We start from the raw sequence: 19,198 nt of genomic DNA on the forward strand, positions 1-19,198 counted from the left end.
CGTGATGGGCGGTGCATCCCTAGAATCTTCCGCCTTACCCCCGAAAGACTGCCTTCCATGACCCAGGGACTGATCCGTATCCGCGGCGCGCGCCAGCACAACCTCAAGAATCTGGATCTGGACATCCGTACCGGTGAGCTCACGGTGGTCACCGGCCCCAGCGGCTCGGGCAAATCCAGCCTGGTGTTCGACACGCTCTATGCCGAGGGCCAGCGGCGCTATGTGGAAACGTTCAGCGCCTATGCGCGCCAGTTCCTCGACCGCATGGACAAGCCGGCGGTGGACAAGGTCGAAGGCGTGCCGCCGGCCATCGCCATCGACCAGACCAACCCGGTCCGCTCCAGCCGCTCCACCGTGGGCACGATGACGGAGCTGAACGACCACCTGAAGCTGCTGTTCGCCCGTGCCGGCCAGTTGTTCGACAAGCAGACCGCGCAGCCGGTGCGGCATGACACGCCGGAGACCATTTACGCCGAGTTGGCCGCGCGCTGTGCCGTCGCGGGCGACCCGCGCGTGGTGCTGACCTTCCCGGTCGAGCTGCCCGCCAACACCAGTGCCGAGCAGGTCGAGCAGTGGCTGTCGGCCAGCGGCTTCACCAAGGTACAGGCCGAGCGCGAGGTGGGCACGCCTACGGGCCCGCGCAAGGTGCTGGATGTGGTGGCCGACCGCTTCCGCCTGGGCAACGCAGAGAAGGCGCGGGTGATCGAGGCGATCGAGGTGGCATTGAAGCGCGGCACAGGTCGCCTCAACGTCTACCGGCTGGTGGATGAGGGGGAGCCCGAGCTGTGGAGGTTCTCGACAGGCCTGCATTGCCCCGATAGCGACCTGCGCTACAGCGACCCGATTCCCTCGGCCTTCTCGTTCAACTCCGCCGTGGGCGCGTGCGACAGCTGCCGGGGCTTTGGCCGCGTGATCGGCGTGGACTACGGACTCGTCATCCCCAACGACAAGCTCACGCTGCGCGCCGGGGCCATCAAGACCATCCAGACCCCGGCGTGGAAAGAGGCGCAGGACGACCTCATGCGCCACGCCGAGGCGGCAGGCATCCCCCGCGATACGCCCTGGTACAAGCTGACCGACGACCAGAAGAAATGGGTCATCGGCGGCGCGCCCGGCTACAAGGACGGCCAGTGGAGCAAGCAGTGGTACGGCATCAAGCGCTTCTTCGAGTATCTGGAGAGCAAGGCCTACAAGATGCACATCCGCGTGCTGTTGTCCAAGTACCGCAGCTACACGCCATGTCCTACCTGCGCCGGTGCGCGCCTCAAGACCGAAAGCCTGCTGTGGCGCATTGGCCGCAAGGAAGACGCCGATGCGGTGCTCGAGCCCGGCAAGCGCTTCATGCCCGAAGGGGTGCAATGGTCGCGTGAGCAACTCGAAGCGCTGCCCGGCCTGTGCCTGCACGACCTGATGCTGCTGCCCATCGACCGCCTGCGCGCGTTCTTTGCGCGCATGCAGTTGCCCGCGGGCGACGACGCCAAGGGCGGCGACGCGCAAGCGCTGAAGCTGCTGCACGAAGAAATCACCACGCGCCTGAAATACCTGTGCGACGTGGGCATTGGCTACCTCACGCTAGACCGGCAAAGCCGCACGCTGAGCGGTGGCGAAGTGCAGCGCATCAACCTCACCACAGCGCTCGGTACCTCACTCGTCAACACGCTCTTCGTGCTGGACGAGCCCAGCATCGGCCTGCACCCGCGTGACATGCACCGCATCACCGAGGCCATGCTGCGTCTGCGCGATGCAGGCAATACGCTGGTGGTCGTGGAGCACGACCCGGCCGTCATGCTGGCGGCCGACCGCATGATCGACATGGGCCCCGGCCCCGGCCGCCTCGGCGGGCAGATCGTGTTTGACGGCACCACGGCCGACCTGCGCAAGGCCGATACCCTCACGGGCGCGTATCTCGGCGGGCGCAAGCAGGTGGGCTTTGGCTTCAAGCGCATGGTCACCGATTCAACCCCGCGCCTCATCCTCGAAGGCGCACGCGAGCACAACCTGCAGAACGTGTCGGTCGAGTTTCCGCTGCAGCGGCTGGTCACCGTCACCGGCGTCAGCGGCTCGGGCAAGTCCAGCCTGATCCAGGACGTGCTAGCCCCCGCGCTGCTGCGCCACTTTGGCAAGGCCACCGACACCCCCGGCGCGCACGACCGCATGCTGGGCGCGGACCATCTGTCGGATGTGGTGTTCGTGGACCAGTCGCCCATCGGTAAAACGGCCCGGTCCAACCCCGTGAGCTACGTGGGCGCGTGGGACAGCATCCGCGAGCTGTTTGCCGTGGCGCCGCTTTCCAAACAGCGCAGCTACACCTCGGCCAAATTCAGCTTCAACAGCGGCGACGGGCGCTGCCCGACCTGCGGGGGGTCGGGCTTTGAGCATGTGGAGATGCAGTTCCTGTCGGACGTCTACCTGCGCTGCCCCGATTGCGATGGCAAGCGCTACCGGCCCGAGATTCTGGAAATCACCATTGAACGTGGTGGGCGCAACCTGAACGTGGCCGACGTGCTGGCCCTCACCGTGGCCGAAGCGGCCGACCTGTTTGCAAACGACCGCGACGTGATCCGTGCCCTTCAGCCCATCGTGGATGTGGGGCTTGAATATGTGGCGCTAGGCCAGCCGGTGCCGACCCTGTCCGGTGGCGAGGCCCAGCGTTTGAAGCTGGCAGGCTTCCTGGCGGAGGCCGCACGCAGTGCGTCCAAATCGCGCCAGGCGGTCGCCCGCAAGGGCACGCTGTTTTTGTTCGACGAGCCCACCACCGGCCTGCACTTTGACGACATCGCCAAGCTCATGCGGGCGCTGCGCAAGCTCATCGATGCGGGGCACTCGCTCATCGTCATCGAGCACAACCTCGACGTGATCCGCGCCAGCGACTGGCTCATCGACCTGGGCCCGGAAGGCGGCTACGCGGGGGGCCTGGTGGTGGCGGAAGGCACGCCCGAGGACGTGCGGGCGCACGCCACCTCGCACACCGGCCAGGCGCTGCGCGAGTACGAGCTGGCACTGGGCGCTGGCGGGCATTCGGTGCACGAAAAAGCTGCAGCGCTACGAAAACAGGAGCGCGATGCGAAGGCAAATCAAGCGCCAGAGGCCAAAAACGCCATACAAATCGTCAATGCCAAGGAACACAACCTCAAGAATCTGAGCGTGGACATCCCGCGCGGCAAGTTCAATGTGGTGACGGGCGTGAGTGGCTCGGGCAAGTCCACGCTGGCGTTCGACATCCTGTTCAATGAGGGCCAGCGCCGTTACCTCGAATCGCTCAATGCGTATGCCCGCTCCTTCGTGCAACCGGCGGGCAGGCCCGAGGTGGATGCGGTGTACGGCATCCCGCCTACCGTCGCCATCGAGCAGCGCCTGTCGCGCGGCGGGCGCAAGTCCACCGTGGGCACCACCACCGAGGTGTGGCACTTTTTGCGCTTGCTGTACGTCAAGCTCGGCACGCAACACTGCACCAAAGACGGCGCCGCCGTGCAGCCGCAAACGCCCGAGAGCATTGCCGCCCAGCTGCTCACGCAGTTCCGCGGCCAGCACATCGGGCTGCTTGCGCCGCTGGTGATGAACCGCAAGGGCGTGTACACCGAGCTGGCCGACTGGGCGCGCCCGCGCGGCTTTACGCATCTGCGCGTGGACGGCAACTTTTTGCCCACCACCAACTTCCCGCGCATCGACCGGTTCAAGGAACACACCATCGAGCTGCCCGTGGCAAGCCTGGATGTGTCGCCCGAGAACGAGGCTGCACTGCGCACCGCGCTGGCTGACGCGCTCACGCACGGTAAGGGCGTGGTGCATGTGCTCAGCAGCATCAGCACGCTGGCCGCCGCCATGCATAGCGGCGCGGCCACGGCGGGCATCGGCCATCTGCAGGCCTTCTCCACCAAGCGCGCCTGCCCCGTGTGCGCCACGAGTTACGCCGAACTGGACCCGCGCCTCTTTTCCTACAACAGCAAGCACGGCTGGTGCCCCGACTGCGTGGGCACGGGCGTCAAGCTCACGCGCGACCAGCGCAAGGTGTTTGACGACTCGGTGCAGGACGACAAGGAAAAAGGCCGCGAGCAGACCTTTGCCGAGCCCGAGGTGGAAGACCTGGCCGATACCGCCTGCCCCACCTGCAGCGGCACCCGCCTGAACGCCACGGCCCGTGCCGTGAAGTTTGCCGGCGTGGGCATCACCGACATTGCCGCGCTGTCCGTCACCGATGTGCGCCGATGGATCGAAACCCTGCGCATCGAAGGCGGCATGACCCAGCGCGAGGCCGACATCGCCCGCGACCTGGTGCCCGAGATCCAGAGCCGCCTTGAATTCCTCGAAGAAGTCGGCCTGGGCTACCTCACGCTCGACCGGGGCGCGCCCACGCTCAGCGGCGGCGAGGCGCAGCGCATCCGCCTGGCCGCGCAGCTGGGCAGCAACCTGCAGGGCGTGTGCTATGTGCTCGACGAGCCCACCATCGGCCTGCACGCACGCGACAACCAGATCTTGCTGAACGCCCTGCACAAGCTGGGCGACAAGGGCAACACGCTGGTGGTGGTGGAGCACGACGAAGACACCATCCGCCGTGCCGACCACATCATCGACATTGGACCCAGCGCGGGCAAACGCGGCGGGCGGCTGGTGGCGCAAGGCAGCGTGGCCGACATTACCGGGGCCGAGGATTCGCAAACCGGCCGCTACCTGCTGCATGCCATGAAGCATCCGCTGCAGCTGCGCCGCAGCATGGCGGCCAGCGAGGTGAGCGCCGAAGCCACAGCAGCCTTTGCCCGTTCTGAAGCTGCAGCGCCCACCGGCCGGCAAAGCGCCGCCGTCAAGAAGCGCGCGGCCCAGGCTGCATCGCTGGCGGCGGATGCGTTGACCGAAGCGAAAGAACGCGCAGCGATGCGCTGGTTGACGGTGCATGGCGCGCAGCTGCACAACCTGCAAAACGTGACCGCCACCGTGCCGCTGCATCGTTTAGTCGCAGTGACGGGCGTGAGCGGCTCGGGCAAGTCCACCCTGGCGCGCGATGTGCTGCTGGCCAACGTACAGGCCTGGGTGCAGCAGCGCAGTACCAAGGCCGGGCGCGATGCGATGGACGCTGGCAAGGCACCGCCGCTGGTGGGCTGCACGGGCCTGTCGGGCTTCGAGAGCATCGACCGCGTGCTGGAGGTGGACCAGACGCCGATTGGCAAAACTCCGCGTTCATGTCCAGCCACCTACATCGGCTTCTGGGACACCATCCGCAAGCTGTTTGCCGAGACCCTGGAGGCCAAGGCGCGCGGCTACGCGGCCGGGCGCTTTTCCTTCAACACCGGCGAAGGCCGCTGCCCCAGCTGCGAAGGCGCGGGCGTGCGCACCATCGAGATGAGCTTTTTGCCCGACGTGAAGGTGCCTTGCGAGACCTGCCACGGCGCACGCTTTAACCCCGAAACGCTGGCCGTGACCTGGCGCGGCAAGAGCATTGGCGACGTGCTGCAGATGGAGGTGGACGAGGCCGTGGGCTTCTTTGCCACCATGCCCAGCATTGCGCACCCGCTGCAGTTGCTGCAGGACGTGGGCCTCGGTTATCTCACGCTCGGCCAGCCGTCGCCCACGCTGAGCGGTGGCGAGGCGCAGCGCATCAAGCTCGTGACCGAGCTGACCAAGGTACGCGACGAAGTGGGCCGCCGCGGCCAGAAGGTGCCGCACACGCTGTACGTGCTGGACGAGCCCACCGTGGGCCTGCACATGGCCGACGTGGACAAGCTCATCCGCGTACTGCACCGCCTGGTCGATGGCGGCCACAGCGTGATCGTGATCGAGCATGACCTGGATGTGATTGCCGAAGCCGACTGGATTCTGGACCTGGGCCCCGAGGGCGGTAACGCGGGCGGGCGCATCGTGGCGGCGGCCACGCCCGAAGACGTGGTGGCTGCGGGCACGCACACGGGCAAGGCGCTGGGGCCGGTGCTGGCCCGGTAAGGGGCGCTCAGCCGTTGCGGGAAGCCGCACGGCTGAGCTGTTCAACCATCGGGACCGGCGATGGTGTTGCACCCACGCCCATGTCGGGGCCGGTCCTACGCAGACCACGGAACTTGGAGCACGCGGGGCAAGGAGAGGGCTTCCTACGATGCGCAGCAGGGGTGACGCCACTGCTGCCGATCCTCAAGCCCATCCTTCCTCGAACCTCATCTCCACGTCTACGGACCATCACCATGAAAAACATCTTCAAGACCTGTGTCACCCTCGCTGCCACTTCCGTGTTGCTGGTCGCCTGCGGCGGCGGCAATGACGACGATCCGACGCCCAGCGAGCAGTCGGGCGTGCTCACTGTGACCGGCGCTTCGTCCGAAGGCCTGAACGGCGTGTACGGCAACGGCGCGCTGAACCTGACCGATGTGGACAAGAGCAACCCCGTGGGTTCGACGCCCGAGCTGTGCGCCTTCAAGTTTGACGGCGCCAACAAGGTGGGTTCATCGGCCACGGCGTTTGGTGACATCCGCTACCGCCCTGACGCCAGCGGCACTTACCAGGTCTTCATGACGTTCGACGGCAAGGAATACGCCAGCGGCGAAGCCAACGACACATCGGTGCAGCGCGATTCCAACCAGATCCGCTTCAGCGGCAAGACGCTGACGGCCAGCGATGGTTCGAACGCCACGCTGCGCGTGACGGGTATCGTGCCCATGCGCCCCAACCGCCCCGCAGGCTGCTGACCTGCGCCCCGGCTGCTGCCCCGATTTGCGGGGCGGCAGACCACGGGCCATGCGTCTCCGCGAGAATCGCAGGGACCATGGCCCGTTCTGCTTCCAAACCGCCCGCCACCATCTGGCTGCAGCCATCGGCGCCTGCCAAGCCCGCCGTGGGCGCGCCGTGCAATGGTTGCGGACTGTGCTGCCTGGCAGAACCGTGCCCGCTGGGCGTGCTCGTCTCGCGGCGGCGCACTGGGGCGTGCGCCGCCCTGCAATGGAGCGATGGCCAGCAGCGGTACCTGTGCGGCATGGTGGCCGACCCGGGCGGCGTGACCGGGTGGACCCATCCGTGGATCGTGCGGGCCCTGTCAGCGCTGGCACGCCGCTGGATTTCCTCGGGCACGGGATGTGATGCAGACCTGGCCGTGCAACAGGACTCGCGCAAAGATGCGTCACCTGATGTGTAGATTGCTATTAAATGTATAGCTATTTGGGCAGATACAAATTGGGCTTGCGGCCGATTTGACCTGAAATTTCCTGCTGGGCGTGCTCTAGAGCAACCGCCCGTCAGCACCCGGCCTGTCGCACCCCTCAGGCGGGTGGGGCCATCTCGACACGGTTGCGGCCCGCATGTTTGCCCTCGTACAGGGCGGCGTCGGCCCTGTGCAGCATGGTGTCGAGCGCGCTTTCCCCGGGCTTGCGCTCGGCCACACCCACGGTGGCGGTGACATGGATGGTGAAGCCCCCATGCTCGATCGGGGTGTTCGCCAGCCGGTCCACAAAGCGCTGCGCCACCACAGCGGCGTCGTGAGCCATGGCGCCAGGGAGCAGCACTGCAAATTCTTCGCCTCCGATGCGGCCCAGGCTGTCCACGCTGCGAAAGCAGTCGCGTGCAATCTGCGCCACGCGCCGCAGCACCTCGTCGCCAGCACCGTGCCCGTACTGGTCGTTGACTGCCTTGAAGTGGTCCAGGTCAAACACTGCCACACACAAAGGGCTGGCATCACGGTCGGCGCGTGCCGCGTCGCGTGCAAAGCACCGGTCGAACTCGCGGCGGTTGGGCAGCCCGGTCAGCGGATCGGTCGTGGCCTGGCGCCGCAGCTCGGCCTGCAGTTCGGCGCTGCGTGCGATCTCCTCCTGCAGCGCGGCGTTGGTCTGCTGCAGGCGGGTACGCACCACGAATTCCTGGCGCTGAGCCCGCTGCAGGCGGTTGGCAGAGATGAATCCGACCACGGCGGGCAGCGAGAGCAGCATGACGAGCCCGGGCAGGTTTTCGCCCCCGGAGCCCATGAACAGCAGGGTGGCCACGGTACCCGCAATGCCGCCGGCCGCCACCCACGCCCCCAGTGCAACCCGCCCGGGCACAAAGACGAACAGGCTGAGGTTCACGACCATGATCATCCCGAGGGTGGTCGCGCGCAGCTCGGGGCGCAGCAGCAGGTAGAGGAAGAAAAACGGGAACCCCGCCAGCTCAAGCCCCATGGCCAACCGTCCCGGCGGGGCGAGATGTGGACGTGCGCGCAGCGCGAAGGCTGCGGCCAGCAGCACCACCGCCGTGGCGCCGCGATAGGCCGTGAGGGTCCAGAACGTCGTGCTGCCCCCCATCACGAGGAAATCAGGCAGCGCGAACAGCAGCACCAGCGCAGCCCACACCCACAGCGCCGTGCGCAGCTGCCACGCCATGCGAGGCTGTACGTCGGCACGGAAGGCCTGCTCGACCGCGGGGTCCGAAAACTCGGCCTGCCAGAGCGAGATGTGCGGAAGGGGTGCGTTTTGCATGGGCTGCAAGTAGGCGGTGTGCAAGGGGCGACGCGTCGATCAGATTACCCCATCTGTCGTTTCAGGCAAGTAGATGGCGATGGAACGGGTCTGCCTTTGTGGCGGGTGACCGCGGGTCCTGGCACCTTGGTGACAAAGGCTAGGGGCTTTCCACCATGCCTCACGACACAGGGTGCAGTCCAATGCAAAGACCTTTGGTTTGAATTTTCAGGAGTCAGCCATGCAACGTCGTCGCGTCATTCAATGGGGAGCCGCCAGCCTGGCCACCCCCGCTTTCATGGCCCAGGCCCAGAGCTTTCCCAACAAGCCGATCAAGCTGGTCATTGCTTTCCCGGCGGGCGGGCCCACCGACATCACCATGCGGGCGCTGGCCGACAACGCCAGCAAGATCCTGGGCCAGACCGTGATCGTGGAAAACAAGCCCGGCGCGGGCGGCACGCTGCCCGCCCAGGCGCTGCAGACCTCGCCCGCTGACGGCTACACCCTGGCGCAGATTCCGCTGGGCGTGTTCCGCCTGCCCTACACGACCAAGATCAATTGGGACCCCATCAAGGACATCAGCTATGTGCTGAATGTGACGGGCTACGCCTTTGGCGTGGTGGTGCCCGCGGATTCGCAGCTTAAGACCTGGACGCACTTTGTGGCCTGGGCCAAGGCCAACCCCGGCAAGCTGAGCTACGGCTCCACCGGCACCATGACCAGCCCGCACCTGACCATGGAGCTGATTGCCCAGCAGCTCGGCCTGGAGCTGCTGCATGTGCCGTACAAGGGCAGTGCCGACCTGATGCAGTCCATCCTCGGCGGGCAGATCATGGCCGCGGCGGACTCCACCGGTTTTGCGCCGCAGGTCGAGGCCGGCAAGCTGCGCGTGCTCAACACCTGGGGCGCCGAGCGCCTGGCCAAGTTCCCCGATGCGCCCACGCTCAAGGAACTGGGCCTGAACTTGGTTCAGAACTCGCCGTTCGGCATCGGCGCGCCCAAGGGCACACCCACCGCCGTGGTCAAGCGCCTGCATGATGCCTTCAAGCAGGCCATGGAGCAGGAGAGCTACCGCACGGCGCTGGCCCGCTACGACATGGTGCCCATGTACATGAGCACGGCGGCGTACCAGAAGTTTGCGCAGGAAACCTTCACGCGCGAGAAGGCGCTGGTGGAAAAGCTGGGGCTGGCCAAGCCTTCCTGATGATCGCCCCTCGGGGGGGGAGCCGTTCCGTGTGATGATCCGTCCCAACATTGAACGGAACACCACGAGCATTTATGGCATCCCCCTCCGACAGCATCAGCATGGCCCTGTTTTGCGACTTTGAAAACGTCGCCCTGGGCGTGCGCGATGCGCAGTACGAAAAGTTCGACATCAAGCCCATCCTGGAGCGCCTGCTGCTCAAGGGCTCCATCGTGGTCAAGAAGGCCTATTGCGACTGGGAGCGCTACAAGGGCTTCAAGGCCACCATGCACGAGGCGAATTTCGAGCTGATTGAGATCCCGCACGTGCGCCAGTCGGGCAAGAACTCGGCTGACATCCGCCTGGTGGTGGATGCGCTGGACCTGTGCTACACCAAGTCGCACGTCAACACCTTCGTCATCATCAGCGGTGACTCCGACTTTTCCCCGCTGGTCTCCAAGCTGCGCGAGAACAACAAGCAGGTGATCGGCGTGGGCGTGAAGCAGTCCACCTCCGACCTGTTGATTGCCAACTGCGACGAGTTCATCTTCTATGACGACCTGGTGCGCGAAAACCAGCGCGCCCAGGCCCGCCGCCAGAGCCCCGGCAGCAACCCGCCGCCCGCCCCGCGCCGCAGTGCGGAAGAAGAGCGCAGCCGCAAGGAAACGCAGGACGCGCGACGCACGCAGGGGGTGGAGCTGGCTGCCGAGACCTTCGAGGCCCTGCTCTCGGAGCGCGGCGACACGGGCAAGATCTGGGCATCGGTCCTCAAGGAGGCCATCAAGCGCCGCAAGCCCGATTTCAGCGAAGGCCGTTATGGCTTTCGCACCTTCGGCAATCTGCTGGAAGAAGCCCAGGCGCGGGGCTTGCTGGAGTTCGGCCGTGATGAAAAATCGGGCGCGTACGTGTACCGTAGCCATGGCCAGCCCGCAGGCAACCAGGCGCCTGTGCAGCAGGACGCCGCCATGGAGCCCCAGCGGTCTGCCCAGGGCGCAGCCGCCACGCGCCATGATTTTCATGCGGTGCTGACGGCTCCGGACCCGGCCGCGGGTGGCAGCGAGCCCCGCAGCGGGTCCTCACGCGGCCGCGGCCGCCGGGGCGATGTGCAAGGGCGCAGCGAAGCCCGGAGCGAAGATTCCGCCGCAACGCATCAGGGCACAAGCGCTTCGCAGTCGGATGCTCCCGAGCGTCCGGCAGGCCGCTACTTCAGCCAGCCTGTGGTGGCCGATGTGCCTGCGGTGCCCCATCTGCCGGAGCCCGGCAGTGAGAGCGGTGGCAGTGAACCGGAACTGCGCAGCGTCGATCGGGACCTGGACGACGACACCGGCCCGCACGCGTCCGCCACCGATCAGGCCGCGCAACCACTGACGAAGCCAGCCCGCAGCCGGGGCAGCCGCTCAGGCAGCAGTGCCAAGCCCACACCTGCCCGTGCGCGTGGCGCGAGGCCATCGGTAGAGCAGCCTTCGGATGCCGAGCCCGCTGCCGCTGTTTCGGACCGCGGCGCCTTGGAAAACGCAGAGGGCGAAGCTGCTGCTGCGCCCGCCCGCCCGCGCAGCCGAACACGCAAGCCCGCGGCCCGCAAACCGGCCCCCGAGTAAGGCGCGACGCTGGGGGGCGGCGGCAGTAGCGCAACGGCCCCCCGCAACCTGCATGGGCACAAGGTGTGCTGGCGAGTGGTGGGCGCGCCCGTACGCCGGCTATCCCCCCCGCAGCACCGCGCGGGCCACCTCTGCAAACCCGGCCCCGCGTTCTCCCTGCGTCACATAGCGCGGCAGGTGCTGCAGCTGCGGCACGAACCGCGCCACGTTGGCCACGCCCACGCTGTGCTCGAAGCGCTCGAACATGAGCTGGTCGTTGGTCGAGTCGCCCACATACACCCAGCGGTGCATCTCGGCATCCAGGTCACGCCCCCACAGCTCGCGCACGATCCAGCGCGCGCCTTCCAGCTTGTTGTGCGCGCCAAACCAGCCGTTGATATGAATGCTGCTCACCGTGGCGTTCATGCCGGCGGCCTTCATGATGTGCACCGCCTCGTCAATGGCGGCCTGCGGCAGGTGGGTGAACTCGCTGTGGTCGATGGCGATGTCCGTCTCGCGCCCCGCTGAGTCCGTGGCCCTGCGCGCGCCCGGTACGTCGGCCTCTATCTGCGCCAGTACCTCCTGCATGCGTGCGTAGTTTGCAGTGCGCACTGCCAATGGTTGCTGGTATGTTTTTAATAGCAACACATCCTTTTGCGATGTGCGCTGGAGGCTGTTTTCGCTTGAATTCCCGGCCGTGCGACGCAACGCCACCGCCCCGTTCTCAGCCACGATGGCGTCGACCGGCCACTGCACTGCGAACGGCTCGCTCCAGCCCACAGGGCGCCCGGTGATCGCCACCACGTGCAGCCCAGCGGCTTTCAGGTCTGCCAGCGCCTGCAGCGCATCGGGCGTGATCGCGCCGTCGGTGGTGAGGGTGTCGTCGATGTCGGTGAAGACGCCAAGCCAAGGCCGCCCGGCGCCGAAGGCACGCGCCTGTGCCAGCGGCTGCAGGGGGTCAAGGGCCGGTGGGGCTGCGGATTCGGTCAGGTGGGGGGGCATGTACAGATCAGGAAAGCGTGAGGCACTGGGTACCGCGGCGCCGCTGGTTCACGCCAGGTGACGGTCGTTGCCGCGCGGCGCGCAGTGTGCCACGGAACCCGCGCAGCCCGGGCGCCCCCGGTCGCCATGGCGGGTGGGCGGGTCACTGCCGGGCGAAATCGACGATGGCGCGGTAGAACTGGTCGGAGCCATCTTTGGCATTGCCCGGAGACAGCTCCATCCGGTTGACGCCATGTTCTTCGCCGCCCTTGAAGCGCTGCGGCACCACCGTAAAGTAGTACGGGCTCACAAACCGTGCACCGGCCTGCTGGTGGCGCTGCAGGGCGCGCAGCGCGACGCCCGGCACTTTCCACTGTTGAGGGTGGAACTCGGGGGCGCCATAGCCGCGAATACCGTTGGCCGTCAGATAGCCCGCCATCCAGGTGCTGTCGGTCATGCCTCCGTACATGTTCAGGCCGTGTTGCCAGGCCGCGTCACCGCGCAGGGTGTCGTCCATGGCAAACAGCTGTGGGTTCCACGTGCTGTTGGCGCGGGGCACGATCTGGTGCGAAAACAGCCACTTCCCCGGGAGGCCCGCCGCAAGGGCCCGGCGGTGAAACTCTGCCAGAAAGCCGGCCGCCTGCTGGCTGCGAAAGCGGTTCCAGTCCCGCGCCACCGGGTTGTAGTAAAGGTCCTGCGGGGGCTGGGGAAGGTCCAGCCAGGCACGCACGCCGGGCAGCTGTTTCAGCGAACGCGCGCTGGCCGAGGGTGGGGTGGACGAACGGGGCGTTTTCTGATCTCGGCCCATGACGACGAACTCGGTTTGTGCCACCTCGTGCGGACCCTGCGCCGTATCGGCGATCACCTGTGCACGGTACCGCCCCGGCGCAAGAGCGCGGTAGTCCAGCTCGTACCGGAAGCCGACATTGGGGTCGGTGATCTCCTGCACGGCACGGTACACGTCCAGGCGATTGAACCCGCGGGGCACGTCGGCCAGAGGCTGGCCGTTCAGGTACACCTGCAGCCGCCGCACGGTTCCCTTGGGGTCCCACAGCCAGCCTGAAACGGGGAGGTTGCCGTCTGCATAGGCATCGTAGTGCTCCGCGTAGCTCGCCAGGGCTTCCTTGCGGATGTCGCGCGAGGGCGCTGGCACCTCGTCGAAACTGCGCAGGGTGGCGATGCCAGTGACACTGCGGTAGTTGTCGATGGTTCGGTATTCGCTTGCAAGCCAGCGGCGGAAGTCGGCAATGGATTCAGGGTGGTAGTCCGTCACGCGCACGTCCTGGTGGCGGCCCATGCCGTTTTCAAAGTCCGTGTACAGGTGATGGAGTTCGCCTGCCAAGGTAATGGCAACGATGCGCTGGCGCACCTTCTGCGGCAGGGCCAGGATGCGTTTGGCCACTGTGTCGAGCGCAGCGAAACGGTAGCGGTTGACTGGGAGCGCGCTGTCGGTGCGCAGGGTGTAGGGCGCAATGCGGTAACCGAAGTACCCCAGCTGCGGAGCCTTGCCGTCCCGCAGGGCCATCAGGTTGCGTGGATCGGCGAGCAGTTCGTCCGTAAGGGGGCCGGTGGTATCGAAGTGGCCGGCCGAGAGATAGATCACCACCGGGCGTTGCACCTCAGTGATGAGACGCATCCAGTTGTCGAGCTGCGCCGAGTCGAGTTCCCAGCCCTGCGGCGTTCGCCGGTACAGGGCCAGGAGTTGCAGCGTGACCGTGTAGCCCACCTGCACGGCACCGCGGGGGCCGCCAGGTTCCAGGGTGTCGAGCAGGGATCTCAACGCCGGTGCGGCGTTTTGCCTGCGTTGCTGGCAGTACACCTGTGCCTGCGCCAGGGTTGCTATCGCCTTTTCATTTTCGGCCTCGCTACACGCGAGCAGTCCCTCCACTGTCGGCGCAATGATGAATGTGGGGGCGTCGGGCGAGGGCTTCGGCGCTGTCGCCGGTGGGGCTGCCATTGTCGCCCCGGGGAAGAGGATCGCCGGCAGAAGTTGCCGTGCCAGTTTTAAAAGCGTCATCCCCCAGGATGGTACTCAAGGGCTCGGTGGGGGTGCTGGCAACATCGTGGTGCAAAAAAGCCACCAGGAACTGGATGCCGATCAGGATCGGCAGCGCAGCCAGCATCACCGTCCCGCTGGAGGCAGGGGACCCCGAGATGGCGCTGTCGATCCAGCGTGCCAAGCCAAAGATGGATCCACCCAGCAGCATCAGGATGCCCACCACGCTGTAGATGGTGCCGGGGTTGAAGTCGCGCACCAGATAGCTGTAGACATACCGCCGCCACAACCGTGACGAGTGCTTTGCCATGAACTCCGGGATCACTTTCCTCACGTGGAGGTGCGACTGCTCATCAGCGTAGACGGAGTCCATCGGAATATCCTTGATCACTGCGCGCACGGTGTTGAGCCGGAACAGCATGTCGGTCTCGAAGAAATAGCGCCGCTCCAGCTTCTCCAGCGGAAGCTCGTGCAGCACACGGACGTGGATGGCTGTGTAGCCATTGGTCGGGTCCATCACGGACCAGTAGCCGCAACTGAGCTTGGTCAGGAATGACAGCATGGCGTTGCCGAACAGTCGCACTGGCGGCATGCCGGACACCGACTCAGGCCGGTAGAAGCGGTTGCCCTTGGTGTAGTCGGCACGGCCGTTCAGGATGGGCTGGACGAACATCGGAAGCAGGCGGGGGTCCATCTGGCCATCGCCATCCACCTTCACCACGATGTCCATGCTGTCGAGCATGGCGCGGCGGTATGCGGTGACGATGGCTCCCCCTACGCCCTGATTGGCCGCGTGGGTCAGAACCTGAACGCGCGGATCCTTGCAATGCGTGCGAATCCACTGGCCGCTGCCATCCGGACATGCGTCGTCGACTGCGTAGATTGCCGTCACGCACTCGGGCACTGCAGCAATGACCTTGAGCACGTGCCGGGTGACGCGGTAACAGGGGATGGCGACAGCAATGCGGGCCGCCTGAGGCGTGTTGACCGGCATCATGCGGATCTCGCGGCAAGCGCCACGCCGGCAAGGATCAGTGCGCCGCCGGCCAGGGTCTGCACGGTGACTGCTTCACCCAGCCACCAGCGCGCCAGCAGCGGCACGATGATGAATGCCAGGCCCATGAAGGGGTAAGCCAGCGACAGCGGCGCATTGCGCAACACCCATACCCAGCCGACCGTGGTGACCGCATAAAGGGCCAGGGCCACCAGCAGCCAGCCATTGAAGGCCCAGTCGTGCAAGCCGGGCGATGCGGGCATGCTGAGAGCCGCTTTTTTGAACAACAGTTGTCCCAGCGATATGCCGAGGACGCAGGTAAGGGTCGCGAGAATGATGGGAAGCTGCATGGATGGGCTGCAAGCGAGCAAGGTGCTGTCTTGCGCTACGAGTCAGCGTTTGAGCCTATCCCCAGAAATGCCGGAATCAGCACCAGAGGCACTGTAAAAAAAGGCAACAAATAGCGATATTCCCCTGCGATCGAGAACACGGTGATGGCGCCGAACTGGATGCCCATGGGGACACCTACCAGCAAGAGCGCGCGGTCTCGGCGACGCCAGCCTGCCCCGACCGCCCACAGCGTCAGCGCAATACCGACAAAGGGCGTCCACAGCAGCCAGCGCCAGTCGTACGAGCGCTCGTACAGGCTGAACAGCTTTGCCCCAGCAGTCTTCCAGCCCGGCAGCCTGAAACGGGACTGCGAATCCAGTTGCGCGAGCACATGCACCGCGTAGCTGTGCGCAGGGAGGCCGCCCTGTGCAAAGGCCGAGGTCAACAGCACGTTCAGTCGGCTGCCTGCAAACTTCGGGATGTTGTGCCACAGGTTGTATGTCAGGAATTGCTCCACCAAGGCCTGGCGGTCCTCCTTGGGAAGGCCCATCACGCGCGGGCCCTCGGGATTGAAGACAAGTGGGTCCCAGTAGTCGGGGTCGTAGTAACGCACCACTCGGTCATAGATTCCGCGTTGCTGCAGCAGCTGCACCGTTTCGGGTAGCACGCGGGGCTGGCTCGTCCAGAGATTCATGGGGCGGGGTTGCAGGAAATTGGCGGTCTCGAAGATGGCCAGCGGAAAGAGTGCGCCGTGGCTTGGCATGTCGCGGCGCGTTTGCGTGGCAGCGATGTTCAGGCCGATGGATGTCACCAGGATGACGGAAATCCAGACGCGGCTGCGCTGGTCGACCCATAGCAGTGCAACCGCGACCGGGACCAGGAAGATGATGCCGTTGGGCCTGGCAAAAGCGGCAAAGGGCAACGTGACCGCAATGACCAGCAGGCCTGCGGTACTCATCCGGCCGGCCCTCACTGCCAGCCATAACTCGAACAGCAGTCCGGCGACAGCGATGGCGTAGTAGCCGTCCGGGTACAGGGTGCCTGCGAAGTACACCATGTGCGGTGTGGCGCAGACCAGGATCAGAAGCGCCACGCAGCTCTTGCGCAGACCCTGTTGCCAGTACCAGGCCAGGATCCGTGCGAACACGAGCACGGCGAGTCCCATCAGGATGGCGATGGGTACCTCGACCCTGCGGGTGCTCTCGTAGCAAAGCCGTACAAACCAGTACCACAGCGCTGGCTTGCCGGAATGCCGGTCGGCGGGATGCTCGATCTCCAGCAGGACCGCCAGGCTGTCTTCTCCCAGCACGCCAGGCCAGAACGCCAGCAACCATGTGCCATACACAAGCGCCAGTACTCCGGCCAGCGAGGCGAACGGTCGCCACGGGAAGGGCGCCTGCGCGCCCGGTGCCGCGTTGCTCCCGTTCATCGGCCTAGTTGGCATTGCCCAGGGAGAGTCCCGCATGCTCGCGCAGAGGGTGGAAGTGGATCTTCGGAAAGCGTTCCTGCGCCAGCCGCACGTCGTAGGGCGATGTGCACAGGTAGGCCAGGGTGTCGGCCGCGTCGTGCGCCAGGCGCAGCGGGTAGGCGTCGGTAAACGCGCGCAGGTCGGCGGGCGTGTCGGCCGTGATCCAGCGGGCACCGGTGTACTGGCAACCCTCCAGGCGGATGTCGGCGTCGTACTCGGCCTTCAGGCGGTGCTGCACCACTTCAAACTGCAACTGGCCCACGGCGCCCAGCAGCATGTTGCCGCCAGCGTCGGGCTTGAAGACCTGGATGGCGCCTTCCTCGCCCAGCTGGGCCAGGCCCTGCTGGAGCTGCTTGGTGCGCAGCGGGTTCTTGAGCACCACGGTCATGAACATCTCGGGTGCGAAGAAGGGCAGGCCGGTGAACTGCAGGTTGGCGCCGTCGGTAATGGTGTCGCCCAGCTGCACGCCACCGTGGGTGGTAAAGCCGATGATGTCGCCCGCGTAGGCTTCCTCGACCGCCTCGCGGCGTTGCGACATGAACGTGACTACCGAGGTGGGGCGCAGCTCCTTGGCGGTGCGCTGCACCTTGAGTTTCATGCCGGGCATGTACTTGCCCGAGGCCACGCGCACAAAGGCAATGCGGTCACGGTGGTTCGCGTCCATGTTGGCCTGCACCTTGAACACCACGCCCGAGAAGCCTTCGTCTGCAGGCTGGATGGTCTTGACCACGGGCTGCTTGTTGACTTCGAGCGTGCTCACACGCGGGCCGGGCGGCGGGGCCATGTCGACCAGGGCGTCCAGCACTTCCATCACCCCGAAGTTGTTCACGCCGGAACCGAAGAACACGGGGGTGAGCTTGCCCGCCAGGAAGGCCTCATGGTCCCACGCGGGCGACGCGCCCACGGCCAGTTCCATGCTGTCCATGGCGGTGTCGAATTCCGCGCCAAAGCGGGCGCGCAGAGTGTCCACGTCCGTCAGGGGTATGGCTTCGAAATCCTGGGGGCGGCGCTCACTGCCCGACTCGAACACGGTCATGGTCTTGGTGCGCAGGTTGATGATGCCGCCGAAGGCCTTGCCCTGGCCCACGGGCCAGGTCATGGGGCAGCAGGGCATGCCCAGCTCGCGCTCCACCTCGTCCATGATGTCCAGCGGGTCGCGGACTTCGCGGTCCATCTTGTTGACGAAGGTGATGATGGGCGTATCGCGCTGGCGGCAGACCTCGATCAGGCGGCGGGTTTGCGCTTCCACGCCGTTGGCTGCGTCAATCACCATCAGGGCCGAGTCCACGGCGGTGAGCACGCGGTAAGTGTCTTCCGAGAAGTCCTTGTGACCGGGGGTGTCGAGCAGGTTGATGACGTGCTCGCGGTACAGCATCTGCATGACGGACGAAGCCACCGAGATGCCGCGCTGCTTTTCGATCTCCATCCAGTCGGACGTGGCGTGGCGGCTGGCCTTGCGGCCCTTGACGGCGCCCGCGATCTGGATCGCGCCCGAGAACAGCAGCAGCTTTTCCGTCAGCGTGGTTTTACCGGCGTCGGGGTGGGAGATGATGGCAAACGTGCGGCGGCGCCGGGTTTCGTCGAGGAACGGAGCAGACATTCGGGCAGGGGCCACGCTGTGGCGCGTGGCGCAGTAAGTGGCAAAGACCCGGCGATTATCCCCGTGCACTGCGGTGCAGGGTGGCGCCCGCGTGCGCCGGGGCCATGGGTAGCCGTTCTTTGCCGTCTGCACCGTGAGCGCGCTTACTTGGCGGGCGTGACCTCGACTTTCGGCACCTCGATTTCCTTCTTCTCGGTGGTTACGTTCACGTCTGGGGTCTTCACGTCGTACTTGGGCAAGGTCACATCGCCGGACTGGGTCTTTTCCACTTCGTACTTGGGTACCGTGACATTGCCCTCCTGGGTCTTCTTCACATCACAGGCAGCCAGGCCTGCAACGCTGGCAGCAACGAAGCTGATAAGGATGAGCTTTTTCATGGGGGAGCCTTTCTCGGTAGATCTGGATGGGAACCGCCGCCCGGTGGGGCAGCGGCGAACTCACGCTTTGAATTACACCCAGCGGCACGGATGAGCGCTGTAGGAAACGGGGTGGCTACCGGGTCGGCGCGGGGCTTGCATTGGCGCGGGGCAGTGCGCTGTCCGGCCGGATGTCATAAAATCCGCAAATCCGAGGAGCGTTGCAGCGCCCCCAGCAACAACAGCGGGGCGTGAGGCTCGGAGTCATCTAGCAACGACGCTCATCCACTTCTCGTGTGGTGAGCTGTTTCATT

General features: G+C 65.8%; 13 protein-coding genes and 1 riboswitch. Of the genes, 5 read left to right on the top strand and 8 right to left on the bottom strand.

The annotated features are described in order from the left end of the window. The first annotated feature begins 57 nt into the window (after positions 1 to 57). From uvrA to ACTPOI_RS13535, 3 genes are all read left to right on the top strand, one after another. Positions 58 to 5,931, top strand: coding sequence for an excinuclease ABC subunit UvrA (uvrA, locus tag ACTPOI_RS13525; protein ID WP_440109584.1), 5,874 nt, complete (start codon positions 58 to 60; stop codon positions 5,929 to 5,931). Positions 5,932 to 6,164: 233 nt separating this feature from the next. Next, positions 6,165 to 6,665: a hypothetical protein gene (locus ACTPOI_RS13530; RefSeq protein WP_440109586.1), complete on the top strand. Its 501-nt coding sequence runs from the start codon at positions 6,165 to 6,167 to the stop codon at positions 6,663 to 6,665. Positions 6,666 to 6,742: 77 nt separating this feature from the next. Continuing rightward, positions 6,743 to 7,108 (top strand): hypothetical protein, encoded by a 366-nt coding sequence (locus tag ACTPOI_RS13535; protein WP_440109588.1) that lies wholly within the window; start codon positions 6,743 to 6,745, stop codon positions 7,106 to 7,108. A gap of 124 nt (positions 7,109 to 7,232) precedes the next feature. On the opposite strand, the gene ACTPOI_RS13540 is transcribed toward ACTPOI_RS13535, so the two are convergent. Then, the gene (locus ACTPOI_RS13540) at positions 7,233 to 8,420 is read right to left on the bottom strand and encodes a GGDEF domain-containing protein (protein ID WP_440109590.1); all 1,188 of its coding nucleotides are present in this window, start codon (positions 8,418 to 8,420) and stop codon (positions 7,233 to 7,235) included. 220 nt (positions 8,421 to 8,640) lie between these two features. Here ACTPOI_RS13540 and ACTPOI_RS13545 point away from each other — a divergent pair, with 220 nt between their 5' ends. Continuing rightward, on the top strand, positions 8,641 to 9,603 hold the full coding sequence (locus ACTPOI_RS13545) for a Bug family tripartite tricarboxylate transporter substrate binding protein (protein ID WP_440109592.1): 963 nt from the start codon (positions 8,641 to 8,643) through the stop codon (positions 9,601 to 9,603). Between the two features lie 74 nt (positions 9,604 to 9,677). Then, positions 9,678 to 11,180: an NYN domain-containing protein gene (locus ACTPOI_RS13550; RefSeq protein WP_440109594.1), complete on the top strand. Its 1,503-nt coding sequence runs from the start codon at positions 9,678 to 9,680 to the stop codon at positions 11,178 to 11,180. 99 nt (positions 11,181 to 11,279) lie between these two features. Here ACTPOI_RS13550 and ACTPOI_RS13555 read toward each other — a convergent pair whose 3' ends face one another. The 7 genes from ACTPOI_RS13555 to ACTPOI_RS13585 all read right to left on the bottom strand — a co-directional run bounded on the left by ACTPOI_RS13555 (position 11,280) and on the right by ACTPOI_RS13585 (position 18,905). Beyond that, complete coding sequence (locus tag ACTPOI_RS13555) at positions 11,280 to 12,161, bottom strand: HAD-IIB family hydrolase (RefSeq protein ID WP_440109596.1); 882 nt, start codon at positions 12,159 to 12,161, stop codon at positions 11,280 to 11,282. Between the two features lie 142 nt (positions 12,162 to 12,303). Next, entirely contained in the window at positions 12,304 to 14,097 is a 1,794-nt protein-coding gene (locus ACTPOI_RS13560; protein ID WP_440109598.1) for a hypothetical protein, read from the bottom strand. Then, positions 14,006 to 15,133, bottom strand: a complete 1,128-nt coding sequence (locus ACTPOI_RS13565) for a glycosyltransferase family 2 protein (protein WP_440109600.1) — start codon at positions 15,131 to 15,133, stop codon at positions 14,006 to 14,008. Before ACTPOI_RS13565 ends, ACTPOI_RS13560 begins: the two co-directional genes overlap by 92 nt. After that, entirely contained in the window at positions 15,130 to 15,480 is a 351-nt protein-coding gene (locus ACTPOI_RS13570) for a hypothetical protein (protein ID WP_440109602.1), read from the bottom strand. The genes ACTPOI_RS13565 and ACTPOI_RS13570 overlap by 4 nt, the downstream gene beginning before the upstream one ends. A 35-nt stretch (positions 15,481 to 15,515) precedes the next feature. Continuing rightward, complete coding sequence (locus ACTPOI_RS13575; protein ID WP_440109604.1) at positions 15,516 to 16,889, bottom strand: hypothetical protein; 1,374 nt, start codon at positions 16,887 to 16,889, stop codon at positions 15,516 to 15,518. A gap of 4 nt (positions 16,890 to 16,893) precedes the next feature. Beyond that, the gene (locus ACTPOI_RS13580) at positions 16,894 to 18,528 is read right to left on the bottom strand and encodes a peptide chain release factor 3 (protein WP_440109606.1); all 1,635 of its coding nucleotides are present in this window, start codon (positions 18,526 to 18,528) and stop codon (positions 16,894 to 16,896) included. Positions 18,529 to 18,671: 143 nt separating this feature from the next. Next, on the bottom strand, positions 18,672 to 18,905 hold the full coding sequence (locus ACTPOI_RS13585) for a hypothetical protein (protein WP_069103744.1): 234 nt from the start codon (positions 18,903 to 18,905) through the stop codon (positions 18,672 to 18,674). A gap of 186 nt (positions 18,906 to 19,091) precedes the next feature. Beyond that, positions 19,092 to 19,174: riboswitch (S-adenosyl-L-homocysteine riboswitch) on the top strand. The last annotated feature ends 24 nt before the right edge of the window (positions 19,175 to 19,198 follow it).

It is taken from the genome of Acidovorax sp. BL-A-41-H1, from assembly GCF_051942715.1.

What these genes read in the sequence shown, in the direction of transcription:
- ACTPOI_RS13580 (WP_440109606.1), bottom strand. Translation starts at nt 18,528, where the DNA reads ATGTCTGCTCCGTTCCTCGACGAAACCCGGCGCCGCCGCACGTTTGCC.
- ACTPOI_RS13555 (WP_440109596.1), bottom strand. Translation starts at nt 12,161, where the DNA reads ATGCCCCCCCACCTGACCGAATCCGCAGCCCCACCGGCCCTTGACCCC.
- ACTPOI_RS13540 (WP_440109590.1), bottom strand. Translation starts at nt 8,420, where the DNA reads ATGCAAAACGCACCCCTTCCGCACATCTCGCTCTGGCAGGCCGAGTTT.
- ACTPOI_RS13565 (WP_440109600.1), bottom strand. Translation starts at nt 15,133, where the DNA reads ATGATGCCGGTCAACACGCCTCAGGCGGCCCGCATTGCTGTCGCCATC.
- ACTPOI_RS13545 (WP_440109592.1), top strand. Translation starts at nt 8,641, where the DNA reads ATGCAACGTCGTCGCGTCATTCAATGGGGAGCCGCCAGCCTGGCCACC.
- ACTPOI_RS13575 (WP_440109604.1), bottom strand. Translation starts at nt 16,889, where the DNA reads ATGAACGGGAGCAACGCGGCACCGGGCGCGCAGGCGCCCTTCCCGTGG.
- ACTPOI_RS13585 (WP_069103744.1), bottom strand. Translation starts at nt 18,905, where the DNA reads ATGAAAAAGCTCATCCTTATCAGCTTCGTTGCTGCCAGCGTTGCAGGC.
- ACTPOI_RS13570 (WP_440109602.1), bottom strand. Translation starts at nt 15,480, where the DNA reads ATGCAGCTTCCCATCATTCTCGCGACCCTTACCTGCGTCCTCGGCATA.
- ACTPOI_RS13550 (WP_440109594.1), top strand. Translation starts at nt 9,678, where the DNA reads ATGGCATCCCCCTCCGACAGCATCAGCATGGCCCTGTTTTGCGACTTT.
- uvrA (WP_440109584.1), top strand. Translation starts at nt 58, where the DNA reads ATGACCCAGGGACTGATCCGTATCCGCGGCGCGCGCCAGCACAACCTC.
- ACTPOI_RS13530 (WP_440109586.1), top strand. Translation starts at nt 6,165, where the DNA reads ATGAAAAACATCTTCAAGACCTGTGTCACCCTCGCTGCCACTTCCGTG.
- ACTPOI_RS13535 (WP_440109588.1), top strand. Translation starts at nt 6,743, where the DNA reads ATGGCCCGTTCTGCTTCCAAACCGCCCGCCACCATCTGGCTGCAGCCA.
- ACTPOI_RS13560 (WP_440109598.1), bottom strand. Translation starts at nt 14,097, where the DNA reads ATGGCAGCCCCACCGGCGACAGCGCCGAAGCCCTCGCCCGACGCCCCC.